General features: G+C 68.8%; 23 protein-coding genes. 6 read left to right on the forward strand and 17 right to left on the reverse strand.

Annotation, left to right across the window (positions count from 1 at the left end):
• Positions 1 to 64: 64 nt before the first annotated feature.
• Positions 65 to 961 (reverse strand): LysR family transcriptional regulator, encoded by an 897-nt coding sequence (locus tag J2X65_RS14170; RefSeq protein WP_310202062.1) that lies wholly within the window; start codon positions 959 to 961, stop codon positions 65 to 67.
• A gap of 152 nt (positions 962 to 1,113) precedes the next feature.
• Here J2X65_RS14170 and J2X65_RS14175 point away from each other — a divergent pair, with 152 nt between their 5' ends.
• Positions 1,114 to 1,878 (forward strand): SDR family oxidoreductase, encoded by a 765-nt coding sequence (locus tag J2X65_RS14175; RefSeq protein WP_310202064.1) that lies wholly within the window; start codon positions 1,114 to 1,116, stop codon positions 1,876 to 1,878.
• 161 nt (positions 1,879 to 2,039) lie between these two features.
• On the opposite strand, the gene J2X65_RS14180 is transcribed toward J2X65_RS14175, so the two are convergent.
• The 11 genes from J2X65_RS14180 to J2X65_RS14230 form a co-directional block, all read right to left on the reverse strand.
• Positions 2,040 to 2,378, reverse strand: coding sequence for a nitrile hydratase accessory protein (locus J2X65_RS14180; protein WP_310202065.1), 339 nt, complete (start codon positions 2,376 to 2,378; stop codon positions 2,040 to 2,042).
• On the reverse strand, positions 2,375 to 2,755 hold the full coding sequence (locus J2X65_RS14185) for an SH3-like domain-containing protein (RefSeq protein WP_310202067.1): 381 nt from the start codon (positions 2,753 to 2,755) through the stop codon (positions 2,375 to 2,377). Before J2X65_RS14185 ends, J2X65_RS14180 begins: the two co-directional genes overlap by 4 nt.
• The gene (locus J2X65_RS14190) at positions 2,755 to 3,099 is read right to left on the reverse strand and encodes an SH3-like domain-containing protein (protein ID WP_310202069.1); all 345 of its coding nucleotides are present in this window, start codon (positions 3,097 to 3,099) and stop codon (positions 2,755 to 2,757) included. Before J2X65_RS14190 ends, J2X65_RS14185 begins: the two co-directional genes overlap by 1 nt.
• A complete protein-coding gene (gene nthA / locus J2X65_RS14195; RefSeq protein WP_310202071.1) occupies positions 3,096 to 3,800 on the reverse strand; it encodes a nitrile hydratase subunit alpha in 705 nt (234 codons plus the stop codon). The genes J2X65_RS14190 and nthA overlap by 4 nt, the downstream gene beginning before the upstream one ends.
• A gap of 359 nt (positions 3,801 to 4,159) precedes the next feature.
• The gene (phoB, locus tag J2X65_RS14200) at positions 4,160 to 4,861 is read right to left on the reverse strand and encodes a phosphate regulon transcriptional regulator PhoB (RefSeq protein WP_213366789.1); all 702 of its coding nucleotides are present in this window, start codon (positions 4,859 to 4,861) and stop codon (positions 4,160 to 4,162) included.
• Positions 4,862 to 4,905: 44 nt separating this feature from the next.
• Positions 4,906 to 5,622 (reverse strand): phosphate signaling complex protein PhoU, encoded by a 717-nt coding sequence (gene phoU, locus J2X65_RS14205; protein ID WP_310202076.1) that lies wholly within the window; start codon positions 5,620 to 5,622, stop codon positions 4,906 to 4,908.
• A gap of 25 nt (positions 5,623 to 5,647) precedes the next feature.
• Entirely contained in the window at positions 5,648 to 6,469 is an 822-nt protein-coding gene (gene pstB / locus J2X65_RS14210) for a phosphate ABC transporter ATP-binding protein PstB (RefSeq protein WP_310202078.1), read from the reverse strand.
• A gap of 7 nt (positions 6,470 to 6,476) precedes the next feature.
• Positions 6,477 to 7,310 (reverse strand): phosphate ABC transporter permease PstA, encoded by an 834-nt coding sequence (gene pstA, locus J2X65_RS14215; protein WP_310202080.1) that lies wholly within the window; start codon positions 7,308 to 7,310, stop codon positions 6,477 to 6,479.
• A 14-nt stretch (positions 7,311 to 7,324) separates the two neighbouring features.
• Positions 7,325 to 8,302, reverse strand: a complete 978-nt coding sequence (pstC, locus tag J2X65_RS14220) for a phosphate ABC transporter permease subunit PstC (protein WP_310202082.1) — start codon at positions 8,300 to 8,302, stop codon at positions 7,325 to 7,327.
• Between the two features lie 206 nt (positions 8,303 to 8,508).
• A complete protein-coding gene (gene pstS / locus J2X65_RS14225) occupies positions 8,509 to 9,552 on the reverse strand; it encodes a phosphate ABC transporter substrate-binding protein PstS (protein WP_310202084.1) in 1,044 nt (347 codons plus the stop codon).
• A 147-nt stretch (positions 9,553 to 9,699) separates the two neighbouring features.
• Positions 9,700 to 11,025, reverse strand: coding sequence for an ATP-binding protein (locus J2X65_RS14230; protein ID WP_310202086.1), 1,326 nt, complete (start codon positions 11,023 to 11,025; stop codon positions 9,700 to 9,702).
• Positions 11,026 to 11,157: 132 nt separating this feature from the next.
• Between J2X65_RS14230 and ppk2 the strand changes: the two genes are divergently transcribed.
• Both ppk2 and J2X65_RS14240 read left to right on the forward strand, forming a co-directional pair.
• A complete protein-coding gene (ppk2, locus tag J2X65_RS14235) occupies positions 11,158 to 12,225 on the forward strand; it encodes a polyphosphate kinase 2 (protein ID WP_310202088.1) in 1,068 nt (355 codons plus the stop codon).
• Positions 12,226 to 12,449: 224 nt separating this feature from the next.
• On the forward strand, positions 12,450 to 13,220 hold the full coding sequence (locus J2X65_RS14240) for a hypothetical protein (protein WP_310202090.1): 771 nt from the start codon (positions 12,450 to 12,452) through the stop codon (positions 13,218 to 13,220).
• A gap of 67 nt (positions 13,221 to 13,287) precedes the next feature.
• On the opposite strand, the gene J2X65_RS14245 is transcribed toward J2X65_RS14240, so the two are convergent.
• Both J2X65_RS14245 and J2X65_RS14250 read right to left on the reverse strand, forming a co-directional pair.
• On the reverse strand, positions 13,288 to 14,415 hold the full coding sequence (locus J2X65_RS14245; protein WP_310202092.1) for a UPF0104 family protein: 1,128 nt from the start codon (positions 14,413 to 14,415) through the stop codon (positions 13,288 to 13,290).
• Between the two features lie 237 nt (positions 14,416 to 14,652).
• Positions 14,653 to 16,506: a KUP/HAK/KT family potassium transporter gene (locus J2X65_RS14250; protein WP_310202093.1), complete on the reverse strand. Its 1,854-nt coding sequence runs from the start codon at positions 16,504 to 16,506 to the stop codon at positions 14,653 to 14,655.
• A 591-nt stretch (positions 16,507 to 17,097) separates the two neighbouring features.
• Here J2X65_RS14250 and J2X65_RS14255 point away from each other — a divergent pair.
• The gene (locus J2X65_RS14255; protein WP_310202095.1) at positions 17,098 to 17,739 is read left to right on the forward strand and encodes a TetR/AcrR family transcriptional regulator; all 642 of its coding nucleotides are present in this window, start codon (positions 17,098 to 17,100) and stop codon (positions 17,737 to 17,739) included.
• A 7-nt stretch (positions 17,740 to 17,746) separates the two neighbouring features.
• Here the strand turns inward: J2X65_RS14255 and J2X65_RS14260 are convergent, their stop codons facing one another.
• The 3 genes from J2X65_RS14260 to J2X65_RS14270 are packed head-to-tail and all read right to left on the reverse strand — an operon-like array spanning position 17,747 to position 20,462.
• A complete protein-coding gene (locus tag J2X65_RS14260; RefSeq protein WP_310202097.1) occupies positions 17,747 to 18,610 on the reverse strand; it encodes an NAD-dependent epimerase/dehydratase family protein in 864 nt (287 codons plus the stop codon).
• Complete coding sequence (gene queG, locus J2X65_RS14265; protein WP_404977720.1) at positions 18,607 to 19,797, reverse strand: tRNA epoxyqueuosine(34) reductase QueG; 1,191 nt, start codon at positions 19,795 to 19,797, stop codon at positions 18,607 to 18,609. Before queG ends, J2X65_RS14260 begins: the two co-directional genes overlap by 4 nt.
• The gene (locus tag J2X65_RS14270) at positions 19,773 to 20,462 is read right to left on the reverse strand and encodes a glutathione S-transferase family protein (protein ID WP_310202099.1); all 690 of its coding nucleotides are present in this window, start codon (positions 20,460 to 20,462) and stop codon (positions 19,773 to 19,775) included. The genes queG and J2X65_RS14270 overlap by 25 nt, the downstream gene beginning before the upstream one ends.
• Before the next feature lie 220 nt (positions 20,463 to 20,682).
• On the opposite strand from J2X65_RS14270, the gene J2X65_RS14275 reads away from it, so the two are divergent.
• The gene (locus J2X65_RS14275; RefSeq protein WP_310202102.1) at positions 20,683 to 21,066 is read left to right on the forward strand and encodes a VOC family protein; all 384 of its coding nucleotides are present in this window, start codon (positions 20,683 to 20,685) and stop codon (positions 21,064 to 21,066) included.
• Positions 21,067 to 21,211: 145 nt separating this feature from the next.
• A complete protein-coding gene (locus tag J2X65_RS14280; protein WP_310202104.1) occupies positions 21,212 to 22,141 on the forward strand; it encodes a sugar phosphate isomerase/epimerase family protein in 930 nt (309 codons plus the stop codon).
• Positions 22,142 to 22,338 lie beyond the last annotated feature (197 nt).

A 22,338-nucleotide genomic window follows, 5' to 3' on the forward strand; every position in this document is an offset into this window, starting at 1 on the left:
TGACGCAACGGCAGAAAAGTCAATCCGGCCGGCAGGGGAAGATCTCGCGCCCGGCGGCGGCGGATCAGGGCTCCCAATAGGGCGGATCGCCGAAGGCATGGCGCAGCCAGTCGGCCAGCGCCCGCAGCTTCGCCGATGGCCGGCGGCCTTCGGGATGCGCGACATAGATGAATTCGGGCTCGGTGGCGGCCCCGACTTCGACGGCGACCAGCGTGCCCGCCTTGAGCGGAGGGCCGGAGATGAACAGGGGCAGCAGCGCGATGCCGAGGCCGGCAAGGGCGGCGTCGCGCATCAGTTCGCCATTGTTGACCCGCAGCGCCGCCGGGGCGCGCAGATGCACCGTTCCGCCCTCGGTGAGGAAGCGCCAGTCGGCGATGCCGCGGCCGGTGTAGAAGATGCCGCGATGGCCCTCCAGCTCGGCGAGGCTGGCGGGGGTGCCGTGGCGGGCGAGATAGTCCGGCGAGGCCACCAGCACCCGCCGGCTGCGGGCGAGCCGCCACGCCACCAGCCGGCTGTCATGCAGCGGCCCGTGCCGCACCACCCCGTCATAGCCTTCCGAATGGGCGTCGATGCGGCGGTCGTCGAGATCGAGGGTGAGCTCGATCTGCGGATGGCGCGCCAGGAAGGGATAGAGCGCCGGGCCGAGATGCAGCCGGCTGAAGGTGACCGGCGCCGACAGCCGCAGCGGCCCGGCCAGCGTGCTGCGCCGCTCGGCCAGCGCGGCGGCGGCGGCGTCGAGCTCGCGCAGCGCGCCCGATGCCCGCTCCAGGAACGCCATGCCGTCCTCGGTCAGCGACAATTTGCGGGAGGAGCGGTGGATCAGGCTGGCGCTGAGCTGATGCTCCAGCTCCCTGAGCCGGTCGCTGACCACCGATTTCGACAGCCGCAGCCGGCGGGCGGCCTCGCTGATCGAGCCCGCCTCGGCGATGGCGACGAAGGCGGCGATGCCGTCGAGCTTCATCGTTCGGTTTTTCCGGACATGAGTTCCATCGATCGCAGGCTAATCCGAACGCATCGGCATCGCCATACTTCCCGGCGACAGGATGACAACCACGTTGTCACGGTGCCTGGCCACCCCGGAAGGCGCGGCGGCCGGCAGACAGGAGAAGATCGATGGGACGTCTGGATGGAAAAATCGCGCTGATCACCGGCGCCAGCGCCGGCATCGGCCGCGCCACCGCCGAGCTGTTCGCCCGCGAGGGCGCGAAAGTGGTGGTCGGCGCCCGCCGCCAGGCCGAGCTCGACACGCTGGTGGCCGAGATCACCCATGCCGGCGGCGCGGCGGCGGCACTGGCCGGCGACGTGAAGGACGAGGATTATGCGAAGGCGCTGGTGGCGCTGGCGGTGGAGCGCTTCGGCCGGCTCGACGTCGCCTTCAACAATGCCGGCACGCTCGGCGCCAGCGGCGCCAGCACCGAAATCTCGGCGCAGGGCTGGGCCGACACGCTAGCGGTGAACCTCACCGGCGCCTTTCTCGGCGCCAAGCACCAGATCGTCGCGATGCTGACCAGTGGCGGCGGCTCGGTGATCTTCACCTCGACCTTTGTCGGCTATTCGACGGCGTTTCCCGGCCTTGCCGCCTATGCCGCCTCGAAATCCGGGCTGATCGGCCTCACCCAGGCGCTGGCCGCCGAATATGGGCCGCAGGGGATCCGGGTGAACGCGGTGCTGCCCGGCGCGGTGGAGACCGAGATGTTCCGCCAGGCCAACGGCACGCCGGAGGCGCAGAGCTTCGTCACCGGCCTGCACGCGCTGAAGCGGGTGGCGCAGCCGGAGGAGCTGGCGCGCTCGGTGCTGTATCTGGCCTCAGACGATTCGTCCTTCGTCTCCGGCACCGCGCATCTGGTGGATGGCGGGTTGTCGATCACCCGCACCTAGGAACACCACGACCCTTCAGGGAGAGAGGCCCGCGCAGCAGACCGGCGAAGGGCGGCGGATCGCCGAGCGTCACTCCCTCACCCCCCTCCCCCTCGGGGAGAGGAGAAGGCAGTCAGGCTCAGCAGCCCTGTCCGAACCATCGCCGCCCGAGCCGCGCCCGCTCAGCCGCCTCGCGCCGGATCGACGGCGATCGGGGTGGTGCGGGCGACATGGTGATGATCGGAGGCGCGGAAGCGCACCACGGCACGGGCCTGGTCGAGGAAGGCCGTTTGCTCCACCAGCCCCTTGGCGACCAGCAGTTCCACCGCCGCCTCGTGCCAGCAGACATAATAGGGCTGGTCCGGGTGAGCGTGGATCTCGGCGCTAAGGCCGGCGGCGAATTCCGGCCATTCGAACAGGCCGCGCTCGTGCAGCTTCACCACCAGCGCGAAGGCCTGAGCCTCCCATGGCGCGGCGAAGGCCTTCGGCCGGTCGAGGTCGGGCAGCAGAGTGCCGGTCATGGCACGACCTCCGAAGCGGGAGAGGCCGGCAGGGCCGGCAGCAGATAGCTGTCCCACAGATCGATGGTGAGGCTGTCGGCCGGCGCGCCCTGCGGCCCCCACAATTCGCGCATGGAGAAGCGCACGGCGTAGCAATATTCACGCGTTTCCTCGTCGCCGAGCGCCCGGACATCGGGCAGGGCATAGAGGCCGTGCACCTTCACCACCACCCCGCGCTTGCCGCGGCAATAGCGCGGCAGCCGCGTATGGGTGAGCGGGCTGAGCGTGCGGGTGACGACGTGATCGCCCGGTGCGAAGGCCGGCACGCGCGAGGGGTCGTCGACCCTGGTGGTGGCGCCGGTCTTCAGGAGATCGAGAATATCGGCGGCGCTGAGCATCAGGCGTCCCCGGCAAGAATATCGGCGCTGCCGGCGGCGGCGCGTCCGGCGGCGAGGTGCCGGGCGAAGTCCTCCGGCGTCAGCAGGCCCTTCTCCATCATCAGCCGCGCCACCGCGAACCACCATTGCTCGTAATAGGGGCGGGTGAGATATTTCACCGGCTCCAGCCGCTCGCGCGACTGGCGGAACTCGTCGTCCGAGTAATGCGCGCCGATGGTGATCATGAACAGCCCGCACATGCGGCGCTCCCACTCCTCCTTGAACACCGGCTCGCGCCCGTCATAACCCTCCGGCACCACCCGGCCGAAGCCGTCGAAGCCGCCGCAATCATGCACCGAGTTCATTCGGCCGGCTCCGGGGTCAGGGCCTCGGTGACGCCGATCATGCTGTCACGGGTGACGAGGGCGGCGAGCGCCGCCTCGTCCATGCCCTCGGTGCCCTCCGGGCGGCGGGGAACGACGAGGTAGCGGACTTCCGAATTGCTGTCCCAGACGCGGATTTCGGTGGTGTCCGGCAGCACGGTGCCGAATTCGGCCAGCACCGAGCGCGGATCGCGCACGATGCGGGTGCGGTAGGCCATGCTCTTGTACCAGACCGGCGGCAGCCCCAGCACCGGCCACGGGTAACAGGAGCACAGGGTGCAGACGACGACATTGTGCACGCTGTCGGTGTTCTCCAGCGCCACCATGTTCTCGCCCTGCGCGCCGGTGAAGCCGAGATCGGCGATGGCGGCGTTGGGATCCTCGAGCAGCCACGTCCTGTAGGCCGGATCGGCCCAGGCGCGGGCAATCACCCGGGCACCGTTCTTCGGGCCGATCTGGTTCTCATAGAGATCCACCACCGCATCAAGCGCGGCCGGATCGACCAGCCCCTTCTGTGTGAGCAGCTCCTCCAGCGCCTTGACGCGGGCGCTGATCTCGATGTCGGCGATCGACATCAGCAGCGCGTCCGCCTCCTCGGAATGGATGCGGTGGAAAGGATCCTCATGCGGGTGATCGTGAGGCGCATGATCATCGTGATCGTGGTCGTCGTGCTGCCCTGCCATGCGAAGCGATCCGTCCCTGCGCCGCGAGGAGGGCATTATGCGGACACGCCGCGCGCGTGTCGACGACGCAGGAGTAGAAAAGCGGCACGGTGAAAAGATGGGCGACGCCTCGGAAAACGACGTTGGCGCCGGGGGTCGCGGCAGAAGCACGTGCGACGCCCACAGGCCGCCATCCCGTCCGGACCTTCGGCCCGCCGGTACTCCCCCGACGGATGAACGGAGAAGAGGCCGGCGGCGTGCTGTCGTGAGGCAGAGGGGAGCCTGCGAGACAGGGCGCCGGCACCAAAGACGAAAATCCGCCGGGGATTGCGCGCCAGCGGATCGGTTCCGAGTGCCACACGCGCGGCGGCGAGGCCGCCTCAATGGGTGCGGGCGAACATCTCGTTGAAGGAATAGCCGGAGCCGCGCACGGTGCGGATCGGATCGGGCTGGCGCGGGCGGTTGAGCGCCTTGCGCAGCCGGCCGACATGCACGTCCACCGTGCGCTCGTCGATATAGACGTCCTGGCCCCAGACGCCGTCGAGCAGCTGCTCGCGGGAATAGACCCGGCCGGGCGACTGCATGAGGAACTCCAGCAGCCGGAACTCGGTGGGACCGAGATGCAGCTCGCGGCCGGAGCGGTGCACCCGCTTGGTCTCGCGGTCGAGCTCGATGTCGCCGGCGCGCAGCAGCGTCGAGATGTGGTCCGGCTTGGCCCGGCGCAGCAGCGCCCGCACGCGGGCGACCAGTTCCGGCACCGAGAACGGCTTCACCACATAATCATCCGCCCCGGTGGCGAGGCCGCGCACGCGCTCGGTCTCCTCGCCGCGGGCGGTGAGCATCAGGATCGGCATGCGCTCGGTTTCCGGCCGGGCCCGCAACCGCCGGCACAGCTCGATGCCGGACAGGCCCGGAAGCATCCAGTCGAGCAACAGAAGATCCGGCACCTTCTCGCGCAGCCGCGTCTCCGCCTCGTCGCCGCGCGCCACGCTCTCCACCGAATAGCCTTCGGATTCGAGGTTGTAGCGCAGCAACAGGGTGAGCGGCTCCTCGTCCTCGACGATGAGAATATTGGTCGGCATCGCTTTTCCCGTGCGAATGATGCGAAACCGCGATCCGGCCCGCCTCAGGACGGGAACGGAACCGCGGTCAGGCTGGTGGTGTCCTGCTTCGGCCGCTCTTCGGTGAGCAGCTGGCCGGTCGCGAGGTAGTGCACGGTCTCGGCGATGTTGGTGGCGTGGTCGCCGATGCGCTCGATGTTCTTGGCACAGAACAAAAGATGCGTGCACAGCGAGATGTTGCGCGGATCCTCCATCATATAGGTGAGGAGTTCGCGGAACAGCGAGGTATAGAGAACGTCGACCTCGCCGTCGCGCTTCCACACCTCGATGGCGCGGGTGTCCTCGCGGCTGGCATAGGCGTCCAGCACCTCCTTAAGCTGCTCCAGCACCATGCTCGACATGTGCTCGACGCCACGCACCAGTTTCTGCGGATGGAACTCGCCGGTGAGCGCCAGCACCCGCTTGGAGGTGTTCTTGGCGAGGTCGCCGATGCGCTCCAGATCGTTGGCGACGCGCATCGCCGCCACGATTTCGCGCAGGTCGCCGGCCAGCGGCTGGCGACGGGCGATGGTGAGCACCGACTTTTCCTCGATCTCGCGCTGGAGCAGGTCGATGGGACCGTCCAGCACGATCACCTTCTGCGCGAGCTCCGTATCGCGCTTGACCAGCGACTGCACGGAATCGGCGACCAGCTGCTCGGCCTGGCCACCCATCTCCACCACGCGGCGGCTGATCTCCTTGAGATCGGTATCGAAGGACGAGACGATATGTTCGGAGGGCATGGGCTGGTCCTCTTTCCCGTCGCACTCAGCCGAAGCGGCCGGTGATGTAGTCGCGGGTGCGCGCCTCGCGCGGATTGGTGAAGATCTCGTTCGACGCGGCCACCTCGATCAGCTCGCCGAGATAGAAGAACGAGGTGATGTCGGCGCAGCGGGCGGCCTGCTGCATGTTGTGCGTCACGATGACAATGGTGAATTCCTGCTTCAGCTCGTCGATCAGGTCTTCGATCTTCGAGGTGGAGATCGGGTCGAGCGCCGAGGTCGGCTCGTCGAGCAGGATCACCTCCGGCCGCACCGCGATGGTGCGGGCGATGCACAGGCGCTGCTGCTGGCCGCCGGACATGCCGAGCGCCGAGGTGTGCAGCCGGTCCTTGGTCTCTTCCCAGATGGCCGCCTTGCGCAGGCACCACTCGACCCGCTCGTCCATCTGCGACTTGGACAGGCTCTCGTGCAGCTTCACGCCGAAGGCGATGTTGTCGTAGATCGACATCGGGAACGGCGTCGGCTTCTGGAACACCATGCCGATGCGCGAGCGCACCACGGTGGAATCGAGATCCTTCGACAGGAGGTCGCCGCCGTCGAACAGGATCTTCCCTTCCGCGCGCTGGCCCGGATAGAGTTGGTACATGCGGTTGAAGATGCGCAGCAAGGTCGACTTGCCGCAGCCCGAGGGCCCGATCATCGCGGTGACGCGCTTCTCGGGAATCTCGAAGTTGATGTTCTTCAGCGCGTGGTTGTCGCCGTAGTAGAAATTCAGCTTCTCGACCTTGAGCTTCGGCTGCGCGGACGGCGCGGTGGCGCGGTTGACGGCGGAAGCGATGTCGATGGAGGTATCGGGTGCGAAATTCATGGCCGTCTCACTTCATCTTCGCCAGAACCAGGCGGGACAGGACGTTCAGGGTCAGCACCCCGACGGTGATGATGAGGGCGCCGGCCCAGGCAAGGGCGACCCAATCCTCGAAGGGGCTGGCGGCGTATTGATAGATGGCGATCGGCAGCGACGCCATGGGCGCCGACATGTTCAGCGACCAGCCATTATTGCCGAGCGAGGTGAACAGCAGCGGCGCGGTCTCGCCGGCGGCGCGGGCCAGCGCCAGCAGGATGCCGGTGACGATGCCGGCGCGGGCGGCGCGCCAGGTGATGAAGGTCACCACCTTCCACTGCGGCGCGCCAAGAGCGAAGGCCGCCTCGCGCAGGCCGATCGGCACCAGGTTCAGCATGTCCTCGGTGGTGCGCACCACCACCGGGATGACCAGGATGGCCAGGGCGATCGAGCCCGCCCAGCCGGAGAAGCCGCCGAACGGCACCACGAGGAGCTGGTAGACGAACAGGCCGATCAGGATCGACGGCGCCGAGAGCAGCACGTCGTTGACGAAGCGCACCACATTGGCGATCTGGGTGCCGCGGCCGTTCTCGGCGAGGAAGGTGCCGCACATCAGGCCGATCGGCGTGCCGATCACCAGCGCGACGCCGATCTGGATCAGCGAGCCGACAATGGCGTTCAGCAGGCCGCCGCCGGCGCCGGGCGGGGCGGTGATGCGGGTGAAGACGTGCGGGCCGAGCGCCGGCAGGCCGCGGGAGAGCAGCGTCCACAGGATCCAGGCGAGCAGGATGAGCGACAGCGCGGCGAAGGCGGTGGAGATGGCCTTGACGGCATAGTCGGTGGTGCGACGGCGGGCGAGCGATGACATGGTTTCCTCTCCCCTCAGCCCTTGAGCTTCGAGCGGACGAGCAGGCGGGACAGCGCCAGCACGATGAAGGAGATGACGAACAGGATGAAGCCGAGCTGCAGCAGCGCCTGCAGCTTCAGCGAGCCGATCGAGGCTTCCGGGAACTCGTTGGCGATGGTGGAGGCGATGGTGGCGCCCGGCGCGAACAGCGAGGCCGACATGCGCGTCGCGTTGCCGATGACGAAGGTGACCGCCATGGTTTCGCCCAGCGCACGGCCGAGGCCGAGCATCACCGCGCCGACCATGGCCGTGCGGCCATAGGGCACGGAGACGTTGCGATAGACCTCATAGGTGGTCGCGCCGACGCCATAGGCGGATTCCTTCAGCATCGGCGGCACCGATTCCAACACCTCGACGAACATGGCGGTGATGAAGGGCAGGATCATCAGCGCCAGGATCAGGCCGGCGGTGAGCATGCCGGCGCCGAGCGGCGGGCCCTGGAACAGCGCGCCGATCAGCGGGATCGGACTGAGCCACTCGATGAGCGGCGGCTGCACATAGGCGGCGATCAGCGGCACCACGACGAAGAAGCCCCACATGCCGTAGATGATCGAGGGAATCGCGGCGAGCAGCTGGATGGCGACGCCGATCGGCCGGCGGAACGGACCGGGGGCGATCTCGGTAAGAAAGAAGGCAATGCCGAAGGACAGCGGCAGCGCCACGATGACGGCGATCACCGCGCTCGCCACCGTGCCGAACACCATGACGCCGGCGCCGAAGCGCTCGGTGACCGGGTTCCAGGTGGTGGACCAGAGGAAGGAAATGCCGAATTCGCGCAGCGCCGGCAGCCCGCCCTCGAACAGCATCGCGATGATGAGCCCGAGCAGAACCAGCACGAAAATGCCGCTGGCCCAGAGCAGGCCGACGAAGATGGGATCGCTGACGCGCCCGGTCGGCTTATGCGCGGCGATCAGGGCCGTGTCGGCCTCGGTTCCGCTGATGGAGGCAGCCATGTCGAATTTCCTTGAGCGCTGTCGCCGCTGATGCGCTTGAAACGGGATCAGCCTGTCACCGGCGGGCGCAGGCTGCATCTGTAAATGACGCTAGCCTCTCCGGGCGGCAGGCAGGACGCGGAAGGCACGGCACGCTTGTTCAGGCGAGCGAAAGGCGAGGGGGCGGCCGCATGGCGGCACCCCCTCGCCGGTCGGCAATACCAGGCTCAGTTGGTCCAGACCGACTTGCCGTCGGCCTTGATCTCGGCCTTCCAGGCGTCGCGGATGGTGGTCACAACCGCGTCCGGCAGCGGGATGTAGTGCAGCTTCTCGGCGATGGCGTCGCCCTCGGCGCCATAGGCCCAGTCGAAGAACTTGATCGTCTCGGCCGACTGCGCGCCATTGCTCGGGTTCTTCGGCAGCAGGATGTAGGTGGCGCTGGTGATCGGCCAGGCCTTGTCGCCGGCGGTATCGATCATCGAGGCGGCGAAGTTCTTCGCGCCCTTCCAGTCGGCGGCGGCGGCGGCGTCCATGAAGGCCTCGGTGGTGGGCTTCACGACCTTGCCGGCCTTGTTGACGAGGTTGGTCGAGGTCAGCGCATTCGCCGCGGCATAGACGAACTCGACATAGCCGACCGCGCCCTTGGTGTTCTTCACGGTGCCGGCAATGCCCTCATTGCCCTTGGCGCCCGCGCCGGCCGGCCACTGCACCGAGGTGGCGGCGCCGACATTGGACTTCCAGTCCGCGCTCACCGAGGTGAGGTAGGAGGTGAACACGAAGGAGGTGCCCGAGGAATCCGAGCGGTAGACCGGGACGATGGCCAGATCCGGCAGGGCCACGCCCTTGTTCAGCGCCGCGATCTTCGGGTCGTTCCACTTGGTGATCTTGCCCTGGTAGATGTCGGCCAGGGTGGCGCCGTCGAGGGTCAGCTGGCCGTCGGCGATGCCGTCGATGTTGACGATGGCGACCACCGAGCCGATCACGGTCGGGAACTGCAGCAGGCTGGCCTGCTCGAGCTTGTCGTCCTTCATCGGCGCGTCGGAGGCGCCGAAATCGACGGTGCGGTTGACGATCTGGTTCTGCCCGCCGCCCGAGCCGATCGACTGGTAGTTGAGGCCGGTGCCGGACTTCGCCTTATACGCGGCGGCCCAGGCCTGGTACACCGGAGCGGGGAACGAGGCGCCGGCGCCGTTGATGTCGGCGGCGAAAGCCGCGCCGGTAAAGCTGGCGAACGAGATCACGGCGACGCCGAGGAGGCGGTTGAACTTCAAGGGTCTTCTCCCAGTGCTTCAGCGGTTCGCGCGGCGCGCGAACCGGGCCGGAGGTGTTTGCCCGTGGGCGGTGAAAGAGAGCACACCGGACTCTTAACGACCGGACGCCACCGTTCTATGACCATGCAATGACAACTGGATGACACTTCAAGCTATTGATTTAACCGATATTTTCTTAACTTCAGCCGGCAGTGCCGCCAAGCGCACCGAGAATGTCGAGCCCTCGCCCGGCGTGCTGTCTATGCCGAGCCGGCCGCGATGGCGGGCAACGATGTGCTTGACGATGGCAAGGCCCAGCCCGGTGCCTCCCTGCTCCCGCGAATGGGCGGTATCGACGCGGTAGAATCGCTCGGTAAGCCGGGGTACGTGCTCCGGGGCGATGCCGGGACCGTAATCGCGCACCGCGACCAGCGCGTCGTCGCCGTCGCGCGACAGGGTGATGTCCACCCGGCCGCCGGACGCCCCGTATTTCAGGGCGTTCTCGACCAGGTTCTCGAAGACCCGGATCAGCTCGTCGCGGTCGCCCAGCACCATCACCGAGGCGTCGGCGTGGTGGAAGGCGATCTCCAGCTGCCGCTCGGCGCCGAGCGGAGCGAGGGCCTCGCGCACATGGCCGACCACCGCGACGAGATCGATCCGCGCCTGCGGGCGCAGATGCGCGTTCAGCTCGATGCGCGACAGCGACAGCAGGTCGTCGATCAGCCGCGACATCCGCCGCGCCTGCTCGGCCATGATCTTGAGGAAGCGCTCGCGGGCGGTGACATCGTTGCGGGCCGGGCCCTGCAACGTCTCGATGAAGCCGGAGAGCGAGGCGAGGGGGGTGCGCAGCTCGTGGCTGGCATTGGCGATGAAGTCGACCCGCATCTGCTCGACGCGGCGCTGCGGGGTGAGGTCGGTGAAGGTCAGCAGCAGCGATTCCACCTTCTCCGCCCGGCCGCCATTGCCGCCCGGCCCCATGACCGGGACGATGTCGGCGCGCAGCCAGCGGTCCACCGGCACACGCTGGCTGAACTCGACGCGGCGGGCCTGGCCATCGGCGCTGGCGGCGCGGATCGCCTCCAGAACCTCGGGCACCCGCACCGCGAAGGAGACCGGATCGCCGACCCGCACGGCGGCGAGCATGCCGGAGGCGCGGCTGTTGGTGGCGCGCACCGTGCCGCGATGATCGAGCAGCAGCGCCGCCTCCGGCAGCGCCCCCACCAGCGAGGCGAGCCGATCCGGCGGCGGGGCCGGCGGCTCGCGGAAGCGCGACAGCGCCGCGGCGACGGGCCGACGCAACCGCCAGCGCCCCGCCGGCACGCAGGCGGCGACAAGGATGACCGCGCCGAGGATCAGCGCCGGCCCGGGCGCGAGCACCTCCTGCACCACCGCCACCGCCAGACCGAGACCGCCGGCGAGCAAAATCCAGCGCGCCGCAGCCAGACGCTCGCCGAGCGTCTCGCGGGCGAACGGGCCGGATTCGTCGATGCTCATGGCGGTTTCCTCCCCGGTACGCCCGAAATTGGCTATGTTGTCCTCGACTTCCCGGATGGATTCGCCGGAATCAGGTCCGGCGGCAAGGGAACGATTCACCGTCTCCTTATGGTCTCATCGAGAGGCTTCCATATGACGAAGAAGCCGAACCGGCCCGCGGTCAAGCCCGCAGCGGCCAAATCTTCCGCCACCGACGCCACCACGGTGCAGGCCGCCGCTCCCGTCGCGCCGCAGGACGGGGCGGATGCCGCCCTTCCGCCGGCCGCCACCCGCAAGGGCGCCGACGGCGGCAAGAAGGCCGCCCCCCGGGATTCCGCGCGCAAGAACGGTGGAAGTGCCGACCGCCTCGCCGCGGCTCTCGCCACCTTCTCGATGGATTTGCCGGCGCTGCCGGCGATCATCGACGAGCGGGCCTATCGCAGCGGCAACTATCCCTATGCCGACCGACCCAAGCGCAAGCACTACCAGAAGGAGCTTCGCGCCCTGCAGATCGAGCTTTTGAAGCTGCAGCGCTGGGTGAACGACACCGGCGAGCGCATCGTCATCGTGTTCGAGGGCCGCGACGCCGCCGGAAAGGGCGGCACCATCCACCGCCTGGTGCAGCACCTCAACCCGCGTTCGGTACGGGTGGTGGCGCTCACCAAGCCGACCGAGGCCGAAGCCGGCCAGTGGTACTTCCAGCGCTACATCGCGCATCTTCCCCGCCGGGGCGAGATCGTGCTGTTCGACCGCTCCTGGTACAACCGCGCCGTGGTCGAGCCTGTCATGGGCTTCTGCACGCCGCAGGAGACGGCGCATTTCCTCGAACAGGTGCCGACCTTCGAGAAGATGCTCGCCGATGACGGCATCCGCCTGTTCAAGATCTGGCTCGACATCGGCCGCGAAATGCAGCTGAAGCGGCTCTTCGCCCGCAAGAAGGATCCGCTCAAGCACTGGAAGCTGTCCCCCGTCGACCTCGCCGCCCCCTCCCGCTGGGAGGCGATCTCGGCGGCGCGCGACGCGGTGATCGCCGCCACCGACCAGCCGGCGGCGCCGTGGACGGCGATACTCGCCAACGACAAGATGCGGGCGCGGCTCGGCGTGATCCGCCAGCTGCTGGCCCAGCTTCCCTATGCCGAGCGCGACGACCGGGTCATCGGCGTCCCCGATCCGCAAATCGTGCTCGGCGGGCGCAACTTTCTGCATCGGGCCGATGCATGAGCCGCGTTGACGCCCAGATTGCCTGCCAGTGCTCGTCGACGTAAGAGCATGACGCTGCGTCGGTCACAGGGGGCGGATGCACGACAGGTGCCAGGACGGCCGGCAGGTGCCGGGCGGATGGCGGCACCTTGCCGTGCCGTCCGGCGCCTGGAACGCCCGCGGCGACACCCCCGCCGCGTTTCCGCCCGACCCGATTCCGTCCGATCCAGGACCGTAACCGAGCCATGATCTTCTTCCGGCCGATGCAGCGCTTGCTGACCACGGGCCTGTTCGGCCTGTGCGCGAGCGCGGTCGCGGCGACGGAGCCCGCGCCTTATCGGTCGCCACCCGCGCCGCCTCCTGCCTTCGGGCCGCCGCCCGGGCCGCCATCGGACGCGTTCACGCCGCCGCCCTTCGCGCCTTCGCCCTTCGGCCCCACCCCGTTCGGCCCGATGCCGTTCGGGCCGCCGGCGCTGGGGCCGCTGCCGCCGCGCCCCACCGTCGACTTCACGCTGCGCGGGCGCACCCTGCCGGAGGGCGGGGATGTGCGCATCGCGCACCGCCAGGGACGGCTGCGCGTCGATGTCCGCGTCGCCGCCGTGACGACGACGCTGACCGGCTTCATCGACCTGAAGGCACGGAAGCTGGCGGTGCTCTCCAACCTTCCCGGCCTCGGCCGGGTGGCGGTCGAGATGAAGCTGCCGCAGGAATATGTCGCGATCGACATGCCGGCCGACAGCCGGTATTGGGGCACGGATACGGTGGCCGGCGAGCCCTGCGACATCTGGCGCAGCCTCGACCCGGTCAGCTCGGCGCCGATCGAGGCCTGCATCACCCTCGACGGCGTGCCGCTGCGCTCGCTGAGCTATACCGACACCGGCAAGAAGGTGATGTTCGAGGCCGTGGAGATTTCGCGCGCGCCGCTCGGCGCCGAGGCGGTGGCCCTGCCCAAGGGGGTGAAGGTCACCCGCCTGCCCGGCGCCCTCGAGAGCATGGTGCCGAGCCTGACCCGCTGAGCCCGGTGGCCGGGGGCCATCACCCAGGACGGCGGGCCGGATTGGACCGGAAACGCCCCGCCGGCCGTCAGCCGACGGCGCGACGCGGCGGCTCGGCCTCGCCATCGGCCGGCGCGGCGGCCAATTGGGAGGCATCGCCGAGATGCGGCGGCGTGTCCTCGATCAGCGCCGGCACGGCGGCGGCCGCCAGCGCCGCATCAAGCGAGGCCGGAGGCGCGAAGCGGCGGCGACGGCTGACCAGCAACTCGCGCACACCCATGGTGACCAGAGCGATAGCGAACGGCGTGACGTAATAGAGCAGGCGCAGCAGCAGCAGCGCGCCGAGCAGCGGCTCGGTCTCGAATTGCGGCAGCGCGACCAGCATGGCGGCGTCGAACACGCCGAGCCCGCCGGGCGCATGGCTGGCGAAGCCGAGCAGCGTTGCCGAGATGAACACCACGCCGAGCGCGATCGGATCGATGAACGGCGTCTGCGGCATTAGCACATACATCGCCATGGCGCAGAAGGAGAGGTCGACGATGCCGATGCCGATCTGCAGCAGCGTCAGCTTCCAGCCCGGCAGGGTGACCTGCCAATGGCCCTTGCCGACGCCGATGCGGCGCGGCTTCAGGCCCACCCACACCACATAGGCGGCCAGCGCCGCGAGCAGGCCGAGGCCGATCAGCCGGTTGATCCACGCCGGCAGCTTGTCCACCGCGCTCGCCGCCCAGGGCTCGACGGACACGCCGAGGCCGAGGATCGCCATGTTGCCGAGCCAGAAGGTGAGCCCGGTGATGAAGCACAGCTTGGCGACATCCACCGCGCCGAGCCCGTGCGCCGAATAGATGCGATAGCGCACCGTGCCGCCGGTGAAGGCGGAGAAGCCGATATTGTGGCCGATGGAATAGGAGGTGAACGAGGCCAGCGCCGCGGTGCGATAGGGCACGTGGGTCTTGCCGATGGTGCGCAGCGCGAACCAATCATAGAAGGTGAGGGTGAAATAGGCGCAGGCGACGAACAGCGCGGCCAGCGCCACCCGCCAGGGCGCGGTATCGGTGAGCGCGTCGAACACCTCGCCGGGGCGGATGTTGCGGAGCATCTCATACAGCACGACCGCCGCGATGCCGATGATGACCAGGCTGGCGACGACGCCCACGCCATGCCAGCCGACACGCTCGCGGAAGAACCTCGCTATCGTGCTCAGCTTGCTGCTCATGGCGTTCCCGTCATCCTGTACCTCGTCATGCGCATTCCCCTTTCAGCCGTAGCAGACCTTGGCCGGCGGCGGAACCTGCCTTGAGTGCGGCGGCACCGCGCGGGGGAGGCCTTACGCAAGGGCCGGGGCGGGAGCCGGAGCGGCGATTGCCGGACCTATCCGCCCGGAACGCGGCAAGGCCATGGCAGGCGTCTGTCGGCGGCGCGCCGCCGCCTGCGGGTGCACCGCACCGAGCGCTCACAGGCGCACCGGATAGCCGATCTCGATGGTACGCGGGCGCGGCAGGCCGAAGCGGTCGACCGAGCGTTCGGCATTGCGCGCCAGGAAGGCGAACACATGGGCGAGCGCGTCGCGGATGCCGAGGATCTCCTCCGGCGGCATGATGCGCTCATGGCCGATGACATAGACCGCCTCGTCCGGATCGATGCCCAGCGAATACAGCGCCGGGCCGAGCACCGAGGGCACGTCGATCTGCTGCATGTAGCCGAAGCGCACATCGACCCGCACATGGCCGGCATCCAGCACGGTGACGCGCACCCGCTCATCCACCGGCACCCGCGGGCGCGAGGCGATCCACACCGAGGCGATGACCGATTTGGTGAACTGCACGTTGAGCAGGTCGGACAGCCGGCCGAGCGCCACCGGGGTGAGCGCGCCACCGCGCGACAGGAAGATGGCGGTGCGCGGGCTGGTGGCGCTGCCGGCGGGCTTGCCGCGGGCGATGAATTCCTCCAGCGGCTCGGCGAAACGCTTCTGCTGGATGCCGAGGCCCTCGAGCCCGCGGCGCCAGCTCACCATCACCACCAGCACCAGCGAGGCGATGGCGACCGGCAGCCAGCCGCCATCATGCAGCTTGGTGAGATTGGCGGCGGCGAAGGAGAGATCGACCACCAGCAGGCCAGCGGCGAGGCCCACCAGCGCGAGCACCGGCAGCCTATTGAGGCGCTTGACGAAGGCGACGAACAGAATGGTGGTGGCGATCATCGCCATCGCCACCGCGATGCCATAGGCGGAGGCAAGGCTGTCCGACGAGCCGAAGGACACCACCACCGCGGTGCAGGCCAGCATAAGCAGCCAGTTGAGCCGGCCGATATAGATGTGCTGGTCATTGTGCTCGCTGGTGTAGCGGATGCGCATCGGCGGCAGATAGCCGAGCTCGATCGCCTGCTTGGCGAGTGAGAACACCCCGGTGATGATCGCCTGCGAGGCGATGACGGTCGCCGCCGCCGCCAGGAACAGCAGCGGCACGTCGAAAATGTCCGGCGACAGGTCGTAGAACGGGTTGCGCACCGCCGCCGGATTGACCAGCACCGTGGCCCCCTGCCCGTAATAGTTCAGCAGCAGCGCCGGCATGGCGACGAACAGCCAGGCCCGGGTGATCACCGGCCGGCCGAAATGGCCCAGATCGGCATAGAGCGCCTCGCCGCCGGTGATGGCGAGGAAGGTGGCGCCGAGTACCGCACCGGCCAGCCAGATATGATCGGCGATGAGGGCGATGCCGTAGCGCGGATCGATCGCGACCAGCACGCCGGGCTCCTGGACGATGCCGTAAAGGCCGAACCCGCCGAGCGTGAGGAACCAGACCAGCATGATCGGCCCGTAGAACGCGCCGATGCGATCGGTACCCGCCCGTTGCGACACGAAGACCGCCATGATCACCACCACGGTGACGGCGACGATCCAGTGGTCGAGCGCCGGCGCTACGACCTCCAGGCCCTCGATGGCCGAGAGCACCGAAATGGCCGGGGTGAGCACGCCGTCGCCGATCAGCATCGCCGCGCCGACCAGCCCGGCAATGAGCAGCCATATCCGCCCGCCATTGGCGCTGCGGTGCAGGTCGAGCAGTGTCACCAGCGCCAGGATGCCGCCTTCGCCGTCATTGTCGGCCCGCAGCACCAGCAGCACATATTTGATGGTCACCGACAGGATGATCGCCCAGGTGACGAGCGAAAGCAGGCCCAGCACCTCGTCATGGGTCACCGAGGCGCCGCCGACCGCCAGAAGACCCTGCTTGAAGGCATAGAGCGGACTGGTGCCGATATCGCCGAAGACCACGCCCAGCGCCGCAAGTTCGGCGGTAAACGGAATCACGCGTTTCGCGCTGGTCGAAGAAGAGGATCGGGCCATAATGCCTCGTTATGCCCCTGACGGCCGGCGCAGCTGGCCGCGGCCGCCGTTGCGGCCTTTGCGGCCGCATTTTACCAAACTGGCCCTTGGCATGATCGACGCCGGCGATGAGGAGGAAGTAGCGCACCGCAGCAATAGCGCGGCAGGCTGCCGCCGCCAAGCGGAGTTTCCCCGAAAGACCGCGACCGAAAGATCGAACGCCGCTTTCCGCGCGGCGAAGCCGTAGGGCGGGGCAATGGCGCGATGGGTTTGAGGGAGGAGAGCATGGGGGGCGGAAAGCTCCCCTCCCTCGACCATCCGTCGGAGCACCCCGAGGGCTTGCGGGGGCCATTCGGACTCACGACGGCGGGTGACGGACCGGGGAATGGCGGATCGAAATATTGGATCCAATTCGCCATCCGAACCGTTCGGTCATTGGTTCCGAATTATATAGTCTCCAAACGGGGCTTTGTCAGGCATTTGCCGAGGCCGCTCGCGGTCATAGCGACAACGTGATCGCAAAAATTCGGAAATGTAATAGATTTCCGATCGTTTCCCGCGCCGCGACGGATCGATATGGCAGCCTCCCTCACCCTACCGGATGCCTGGGCCTTTTCCTCCTACGGCACGGAAAAACGCCGGCAGATTCTCGACGGCGCCAGCGACGTGTTCCTGGCGAGCGGTTTCGACGGCGCCAGCATGGGCGAGATCGCGCGGGCGGCCGGCGTGTCGAAGGGCACGCTCTATACCTATTTCGCCTCGAAGGAGGAGTTGTTCCGCGCGCTGCTGCGGGAGAAGTGCGCCAGCACCGCCGAGCGCTGCTTCGTGCTGCGCCCGGAAGGCGACGTGCGCGCCGAGCTGACCGCGGTGGCGGGGCGCTATATCGCGGCGATGGCGGAACCGGAATATATCGCCACGGTGCGTGTCGTGATCGGCGTCGCCGACAGGTTCCCGGCGGTGGGCGCCGCCTATCACGAGGCCGGCATCGAGACTGCCGTGGCGCTGCTGCGCGACTGGCTCGCCGCCAAATCGGCCGGCGGCGAACTTGCCGTCGAGGCTCCCGAACTGGCGGCACGGCAGTTCATCTGCAGCTGCTACGCCCAGACCGTCACGCCGATGCTGTTCGGCCAGATGGAGCAGCCGGCGCCGGATGAGATCGCCAAGGCGATCCGCTTCACCGTGAACGCCTTCCTGCGCGCCTTCGGCCCGGCGGCGTGAGCGGAAGTCAGTCGCGCGTCCCGGCGCTTCCCTCGCCTTGCGCGAACAGCGCGTCGAGCCCCTCGCGATAGCTGGGAAAGGCGAGATCGACGCCGAGCTCACGCCGGAGCCGGGCATTGCGCACCCGGCGGTTGTCGGCCCAGAAAGACAGCGCCATCGCCGACATGGCGGGCGCGGCCTGCGCGAACGGCACCGCCACCGGTTCCGGCCGGCCGAGCAGGCGGGCGGCATGGCGCACCGGGGCGCATGCCGGCGAGGGCTCGTCGTCGACGACGTTCACCACCCCGTCGAAACCGAGGCGGAAGGCGGCGTCGATGGTGCGGGCGATGTCGTCGACATGGATGCGGTTGAACATCTGGCCGTCCCGCTCGATGCAGCGGGCGCTGCCATCGGCGACGTCGACCAGCGCGTTGCGACCGGGCCCATAGATGCCCCCCAGCCGCAGGATCGCCACCGGCCGGCCGGCGCGGGCGCCGAGCGCGCGCCACGCCGCCTCCGCCTCGATGCGGCGGCTCGCGCGGGGTTTCGCGGCGGCGAGAGGGGCGCTCTCGTCGATCCAGGCCCCGGCGCTGTCGCCATAGACGCCGATGGTGGAGAGATAGACGATCGGGCCGGAGCCCCGCTCCAAGGCACCGGCGAGGGCAGGCAGGAACGGGTCGCCCGCTTCCCCCGGCGCGGCACTGGCCAGCACCGCCGCCTCGCCGGATATCGCCGCGGCGAGGCCCGGCGAATCCGGTGCCAGCAGTTCCACCGGCCCCTGCGCGCCGGCGCCCTGCCGCGAGGTGCCGAGGACACGGGAGAAGTGCCCGGCGAACAACGCGGCATAGCCGCGGGCGCAGAAGCCGTAGCCGAGACAGATCAGCGTGGTCACGCGGCGCTCTCCAAGGAAGTCTCCCATTCCGCCCGCACGCCGGCATCGGGCTCGCCCGGCGCATGGCGGGCGGCGAGGCCGGCGAAGGTGGCGGGCGGGACGAGGCGCGACAGCGCCCAGACCGCCGCGCCACGGATCAGCGGCTCGGAATCGGCAAGCAGGCGCTCGGCCTCGCCGGCCAGCGCCGGATCGCCGGAATTGCCAATGGCGGTCAACACATTGCGCAGGAAACGCACCCGTCCGGTCCGCTTGATCGGGCTCTTGCTGAAGCGGGCGCGGAACTGCGCATCGTCGAGCCGGGCGAGTTCCGCCAAGGCGGGATTGCGGTTCTCGTCGCGGGCGGCGAGCCGGGCCTCGCGGCCCAGCTGCGCGAACTTGTTCCACGGGCAGGCGGCGAGGCAATCGTCGCAGCCATAGATGCGGTTGCCGATCAGCGGGCGCAGCGCGCGCGGGATCGGCCCCCGATGCTCGATGGTGAGATAGGACACGCAGCGGCGGGCATCGATGCGATAGGGGGCGGGGAAGGCCCCGGTCGGGCAGGCATCGAGGCAGGCGCGGCACGAGCCGCAATGGTCGCCCTCCGGCGCGTCCGGCGGCAGTTCCAGCGTGGTGGCGATGGCGCCGAGCAGCAGCCAGGACCCCTTCTCGCGCGAGACCAGATTGGTGTGCTTGCCCTGCCAGCCGAGGCCGGCGGCGGCGGCCAGCGGCTTTTCCATCAGCGGCGCGGTATCGACGAACACCTTCACGGCGACGTTCTCAGGACCGCCAGCGCGCGGCACGAAGCGCGAGCAGATGCGCTTCAGCTTGCCTTTGACCAGCTCGTGATAGTCGTCGCCGCGGGCATAGACCGAGATGGCGCCGCGCGCCCGGTCCGCCAGTGCCGCGCGGGGATCCTCGTCCGGGCCGTAATTGAGGCCGAGCATGACGACCGAGCGTGCCTCCGGCCACAGGCGATGCGGCGAGGAACGGCGCGCGGCGGTCTCTTCCATCCACTCCATGTCGCCCTGGGCGCCGGAGGCCAGCCACTGCGCGAGGCGCGGCGCGGCCTGCGGGATGGAATCGGCGGCGCAGATGCCGATGGCGTCGAACCCCTCGTCGCGGGCCAATTGCTGGAGCAGCGCCCTGGCAGCGGCAGCGGGCGGTGCGTCGGACGCCCGCGGGTTCAGAAATCCAGATCCGCGTAGCAGGCGGCCGGCGGCATCCCCGCCATGGTCACGGCGAGCAGCGGCCGGAAGGCCGGGCGCGACTTGATGCGCGCGTACCAGATCTTCGCCGTCTCGTCCTCGTGCCACGGCACGTCGCCCAGGTAATCGACGCAGGAAATATGGGCGGCGGCGGCGAGGTCGGCATAGGTGAGCCGGTCGCCGCCGAGCCAGTTCCGCGTCTTCAGAAGCCAGCCGATATAATGCAGATGATAGCGGATATTGGCGCGCGCGGCACGGATCGCCGGCATGTCCGGCGGCCCCCCGCCGGCCTCGCGCGGCATGTAGCGCTTGTAGACCTTCTCGCGCACCAGCGGCTCGGAGACCTCGAAGTAGAACTTCTCGTTGAACCACGCCATCAGCCGGCGCACCTCGACGCGGTCCTCGCGGCCGGCGGGCAGCAGCCGGCGATCGCCCATCACATGGCCATAGGTCTCGTCGAGATATTCGGCAATCACGGTCCCGCCCGGCACCACCAGCCCGTCCGCCTCCGTCAGCACCGGCGTCTGGCCGGCCGGGTCGAGCATCAGGAAGCCCGGGCGACGTTCCCACACCCGTTCCTCGATGAGTTCGGGGTCCATTCCCATCTCGCCGAGGGCGAGACGGATCATGCGCGAGAACTGGCAGAAGGGGTGATGATAGAGCTGCATTTTCCGGGATGCGCCGCGCGGCTGCTTGAGACAAGCGCCGTCCATTGATCGGTCTAGAGAGGTTCCGGCGACATCGCAAGCGATGACGGCATCAAGATGGCCGAGGAGAACGGGTTGCCGCTACGCCACGGAGCGCCTTTCTCGGGTTATCGTATCCGGACGGTTAACATCGCCGCACCGGCCCTTCCGCCGGCCGGCGCCGCACGGGAGGAACCCGCCCATGTCCGAGACGCCGCAGCACGGCAGCTTCGTCTGGAACGAGCTCAACAGCCCCGATCCCGCCGCCGCCAAGGCCTTCTACGGTCGGCTGATGGGATGGAGCTTCACGCCCTTCCCCATGGCGGAGGGCGAGTACTGGCTCATCAGGAAGGGCGACACGGAAATCGGCGGGCTGTTTCCGCTCGCCGGGCCGGACTTCAAGGACATGCCGGCGCACTGGCTGACCTACATTGCCGTCGACGACGTCGATGCGCGCGCCGGCGAGGCGGAGGCCGCCGGCGGCACCATCGCCCGGCCGCCCTTCGACGTGCCCGGCGTCGGCCGGATCGCCATCATACGGGATGCCGAAGGCGCCTATATGGGCTGGATCACGCCGAAAATGTAAGGCGGCTCAAGGCCCTGATGACCCTAGGGCATTAGGCGATTCCGACATTCGCATGTCATGCTGGAGGCGCAGGTGCGTCGCCCGAGCGGCGCTCCGGCGTCCGCATGACCTCTATCAACCTGCGAAGTGAAGGAAATTCCGAACGATGCAGATGCCCCTCCCGGTTTCCCCCATCCGTGCCTGTGGCTATTCCCTGCGTGAAGGCAGTCCCGAGTTCGACGATCTCGGCCTCTCTCTCGACGAAGCGGAGGCGCTCGGCGTCGATGTGGTGGAGCTGCCGGCGTATGCGTGGCACCTCATCGTCGGCGGCCGCGTGCTCACCAGCCGGCTCGCCGACCTCACGAGCCACCTCGCCGGCCGCAATCTGCGCTACACGGTGCACGGCCCGCTCTCCATCAACCTGATGGACCTGCCCGAGCGGCTGCCGCGCCATGAAGCGGTGCTCGATGCCGCGATCGAGATCGCCGGCACCATCGGCGCCGATAATCTGGTCATCCATACCGGCATCGTGCGCGAACAGGGCGACGACATCGAACTCGCCTATGCCCGCCAGCGCGAGGCGCTGGTGCGCGCCGGCGACCGCGCCGCCGCCGCCGGGCTGACGCTGTGCGTCGAGAACATCTTCCGCTTCGCCGGCGCGCGGGAGACCGCGACCCCGCTGAAGCTGGCCGGCGAGCTCGCCGCCATCGACCACGAGGCGGTAAGGGCGACGCTCGACGTCAGCCACGCCTTCATCCGCTGCGCCGATACCCGGCACGACCCGATCGCCGAGATCGCGGCACTGGCGCCCTATGTCGCGCATCTGCATCTGCACGACAGCTTCGGCCGGCCGAACGACCTGTGGACCTATCATCCCGCCGAGGCGGTGGCCTTCGGCGAGGGCGACCTGCACCTGCCGATCGGCTGGGGCTCCATCGACTGGCAGGCGGTCGCCGAGGCGGTTCCGCTCGCCTCCGCGGCGACGGCAATCCTCGAGCTCAACCCGCGCCACTGGCGGGAGATCGGCACCCAGGTGCCGGTGCTGAGGGAGCTGGCGGAGCGGTTCCGCGGCGTCGCCACCGCCGTGGCGGCCTGAGGCGTGGCCCCGGCCTGCCGCTGCGCGTTGCCCAAGGAAGCCGCGGCCAGTCGCCCGCGGCCCCGCTTCAATCCAAAATGGCTCGGATTCAACCCGAGAAGGCTTCTTGCAGGCGCGTAACGCCGCCCCTATATCGGCGAGCGAACGACGCTCGGAAAAGGCGTCGTACCCAATCTATCGGAGGCCGGTCCGGAGGG

The organism is Ancylobacter sp. 3268 (assembly GCF_031456575.1).
Taxonomy (GTDB): Bacteria; Pseudomonadota; Alphaproteobacteria; order Rhizobiales; family Xanthobacteraceae; genus Ancylobacter.

Coding starts and splice junctions, on each gene's coding strand:
- phoB (WP_213366789.1), bottom strand. CDS start 4,861: ATGCCGACCAATATTCTCATCGTCGAGGACGAGGAGCCGCTCACCCTG.
- J2X65_RS14270 (WP_310202099.1), bottom strand. CDS start 20,462: ATGCAGCTCTATCATCACCCCTTCTGCCAGTTCTCGCGCATGATCCGT.
- J2X65_RS14245 (WP_310202092.1), bottom strand. CDS start 14,415: ATGAGCAGCAAGCTGAGCACGATAGCGAGGTTCTTCCGCGAGCGTGTC.
- J2X65_RS14275 (WP_310202102.1), top strand. CDS start 20,683: ATGTCCGAGACGCCGCAGCACGGCAGCTTCGTCTGGAACGAGCTCAAC.
- J2X65_RS14230 (WP_310202086.1), bottom strand. CDS start 11,025: ATGAGCATCGACGAATCCGGCCCGTTCGCCCGCGAGACGCTCGGCGAG.
- J2X65_RS14190 (WP_310202069.1), bottom strand. CDS start 3,099: ATGAACTCGGTGCATGATTGCGGCGGCTTCGACGGCTTCGGCCGGGTG.
- J2X65_RS14180 (WP_310202065.1), bottom strand. CDS start 2,378: ATGACCGGCACTCTGCTGCCCGACCTCGACCGGCCGAAGGCCTTCGCC.
- J2X65_RS14255 (WP_310202095.1), top strand. CDS start 17,098: ATGGCAGCCTCCCTCACCCTACCGGATGCCTGGGCCTTTTCCTCCTAC.
- J2X65_RS14175 (WP_310202064.1), top strand. CDS start 1,114: ATGGGACGTCTGGATGGAAAAATCGCGCTGATCACCGGCGCCAGCGCC.
- J2X65_RS14170 (WP_310202062.1), bottom strand. CDS start 961: ATGAAGCTCGACGGCATCGCCGCCTTCGTCGCCATCGCCGAGGCGGGC.
- ppk2 (WP_310202088.1), top strand. CDS start 11,158: ATGACGAAGAAGCCGAACCGGCCCGCGGTCAAGCCCGCAGCGGCCAAA.
- phoU (WP_310202076.1), bottom strand. CDS start 5,622: ATGCCCTCCGAACATATCGTCTCGTCCTTCGATACCGATCTCAAGGAG.
- J2X65_RS14185 (WP_310202067.1), bottom strand. CDS start 2,755: ATGCTCAGCGCCGCCGATATTCTCGATCTCCTGAAGACCGGCGCCACC.
- nthA (WP_310202071.1), bottom strand. CDS start 3,800: ATGGCAGGGCAGCACGACGACCACGATCACGATGATCATGCGCCTCAC.
- pstC (WP_310202082.1), bottom strand. CDS start 8,302: ATGGCTGCCTCCATCAGCGGAACCGAGGCCGACACGGCCCTGATCGCC.
- J2X65_RS14240 (WP_310202090.1), top strand. CDS start 12,450: ATGATCTTCTTCCGGCCGATGCAGCGCTTGCTGACCACGGGCCTGTTC.
- J2X65_RS14280 (WP_310202104.1), top strand. CDS start 21,212: ATGCAGATGCCCCTCCCGGTTTCCCCCATCCGTGCCTGTGGCTATTCC.
- pstB (WP_310202078.1), bottom strand. CDS start 6,469: ATGAATTTCGCACCCGATACCTCCATCGACATCGCTTCCGCCGTCAAC.
- pstA (WP_310202080.1), bottom strand. CDS start 7,310: ATGTCATCGCTCGCCCGCCGTCGCACCACCGACTATGCCGTCAAGGCC.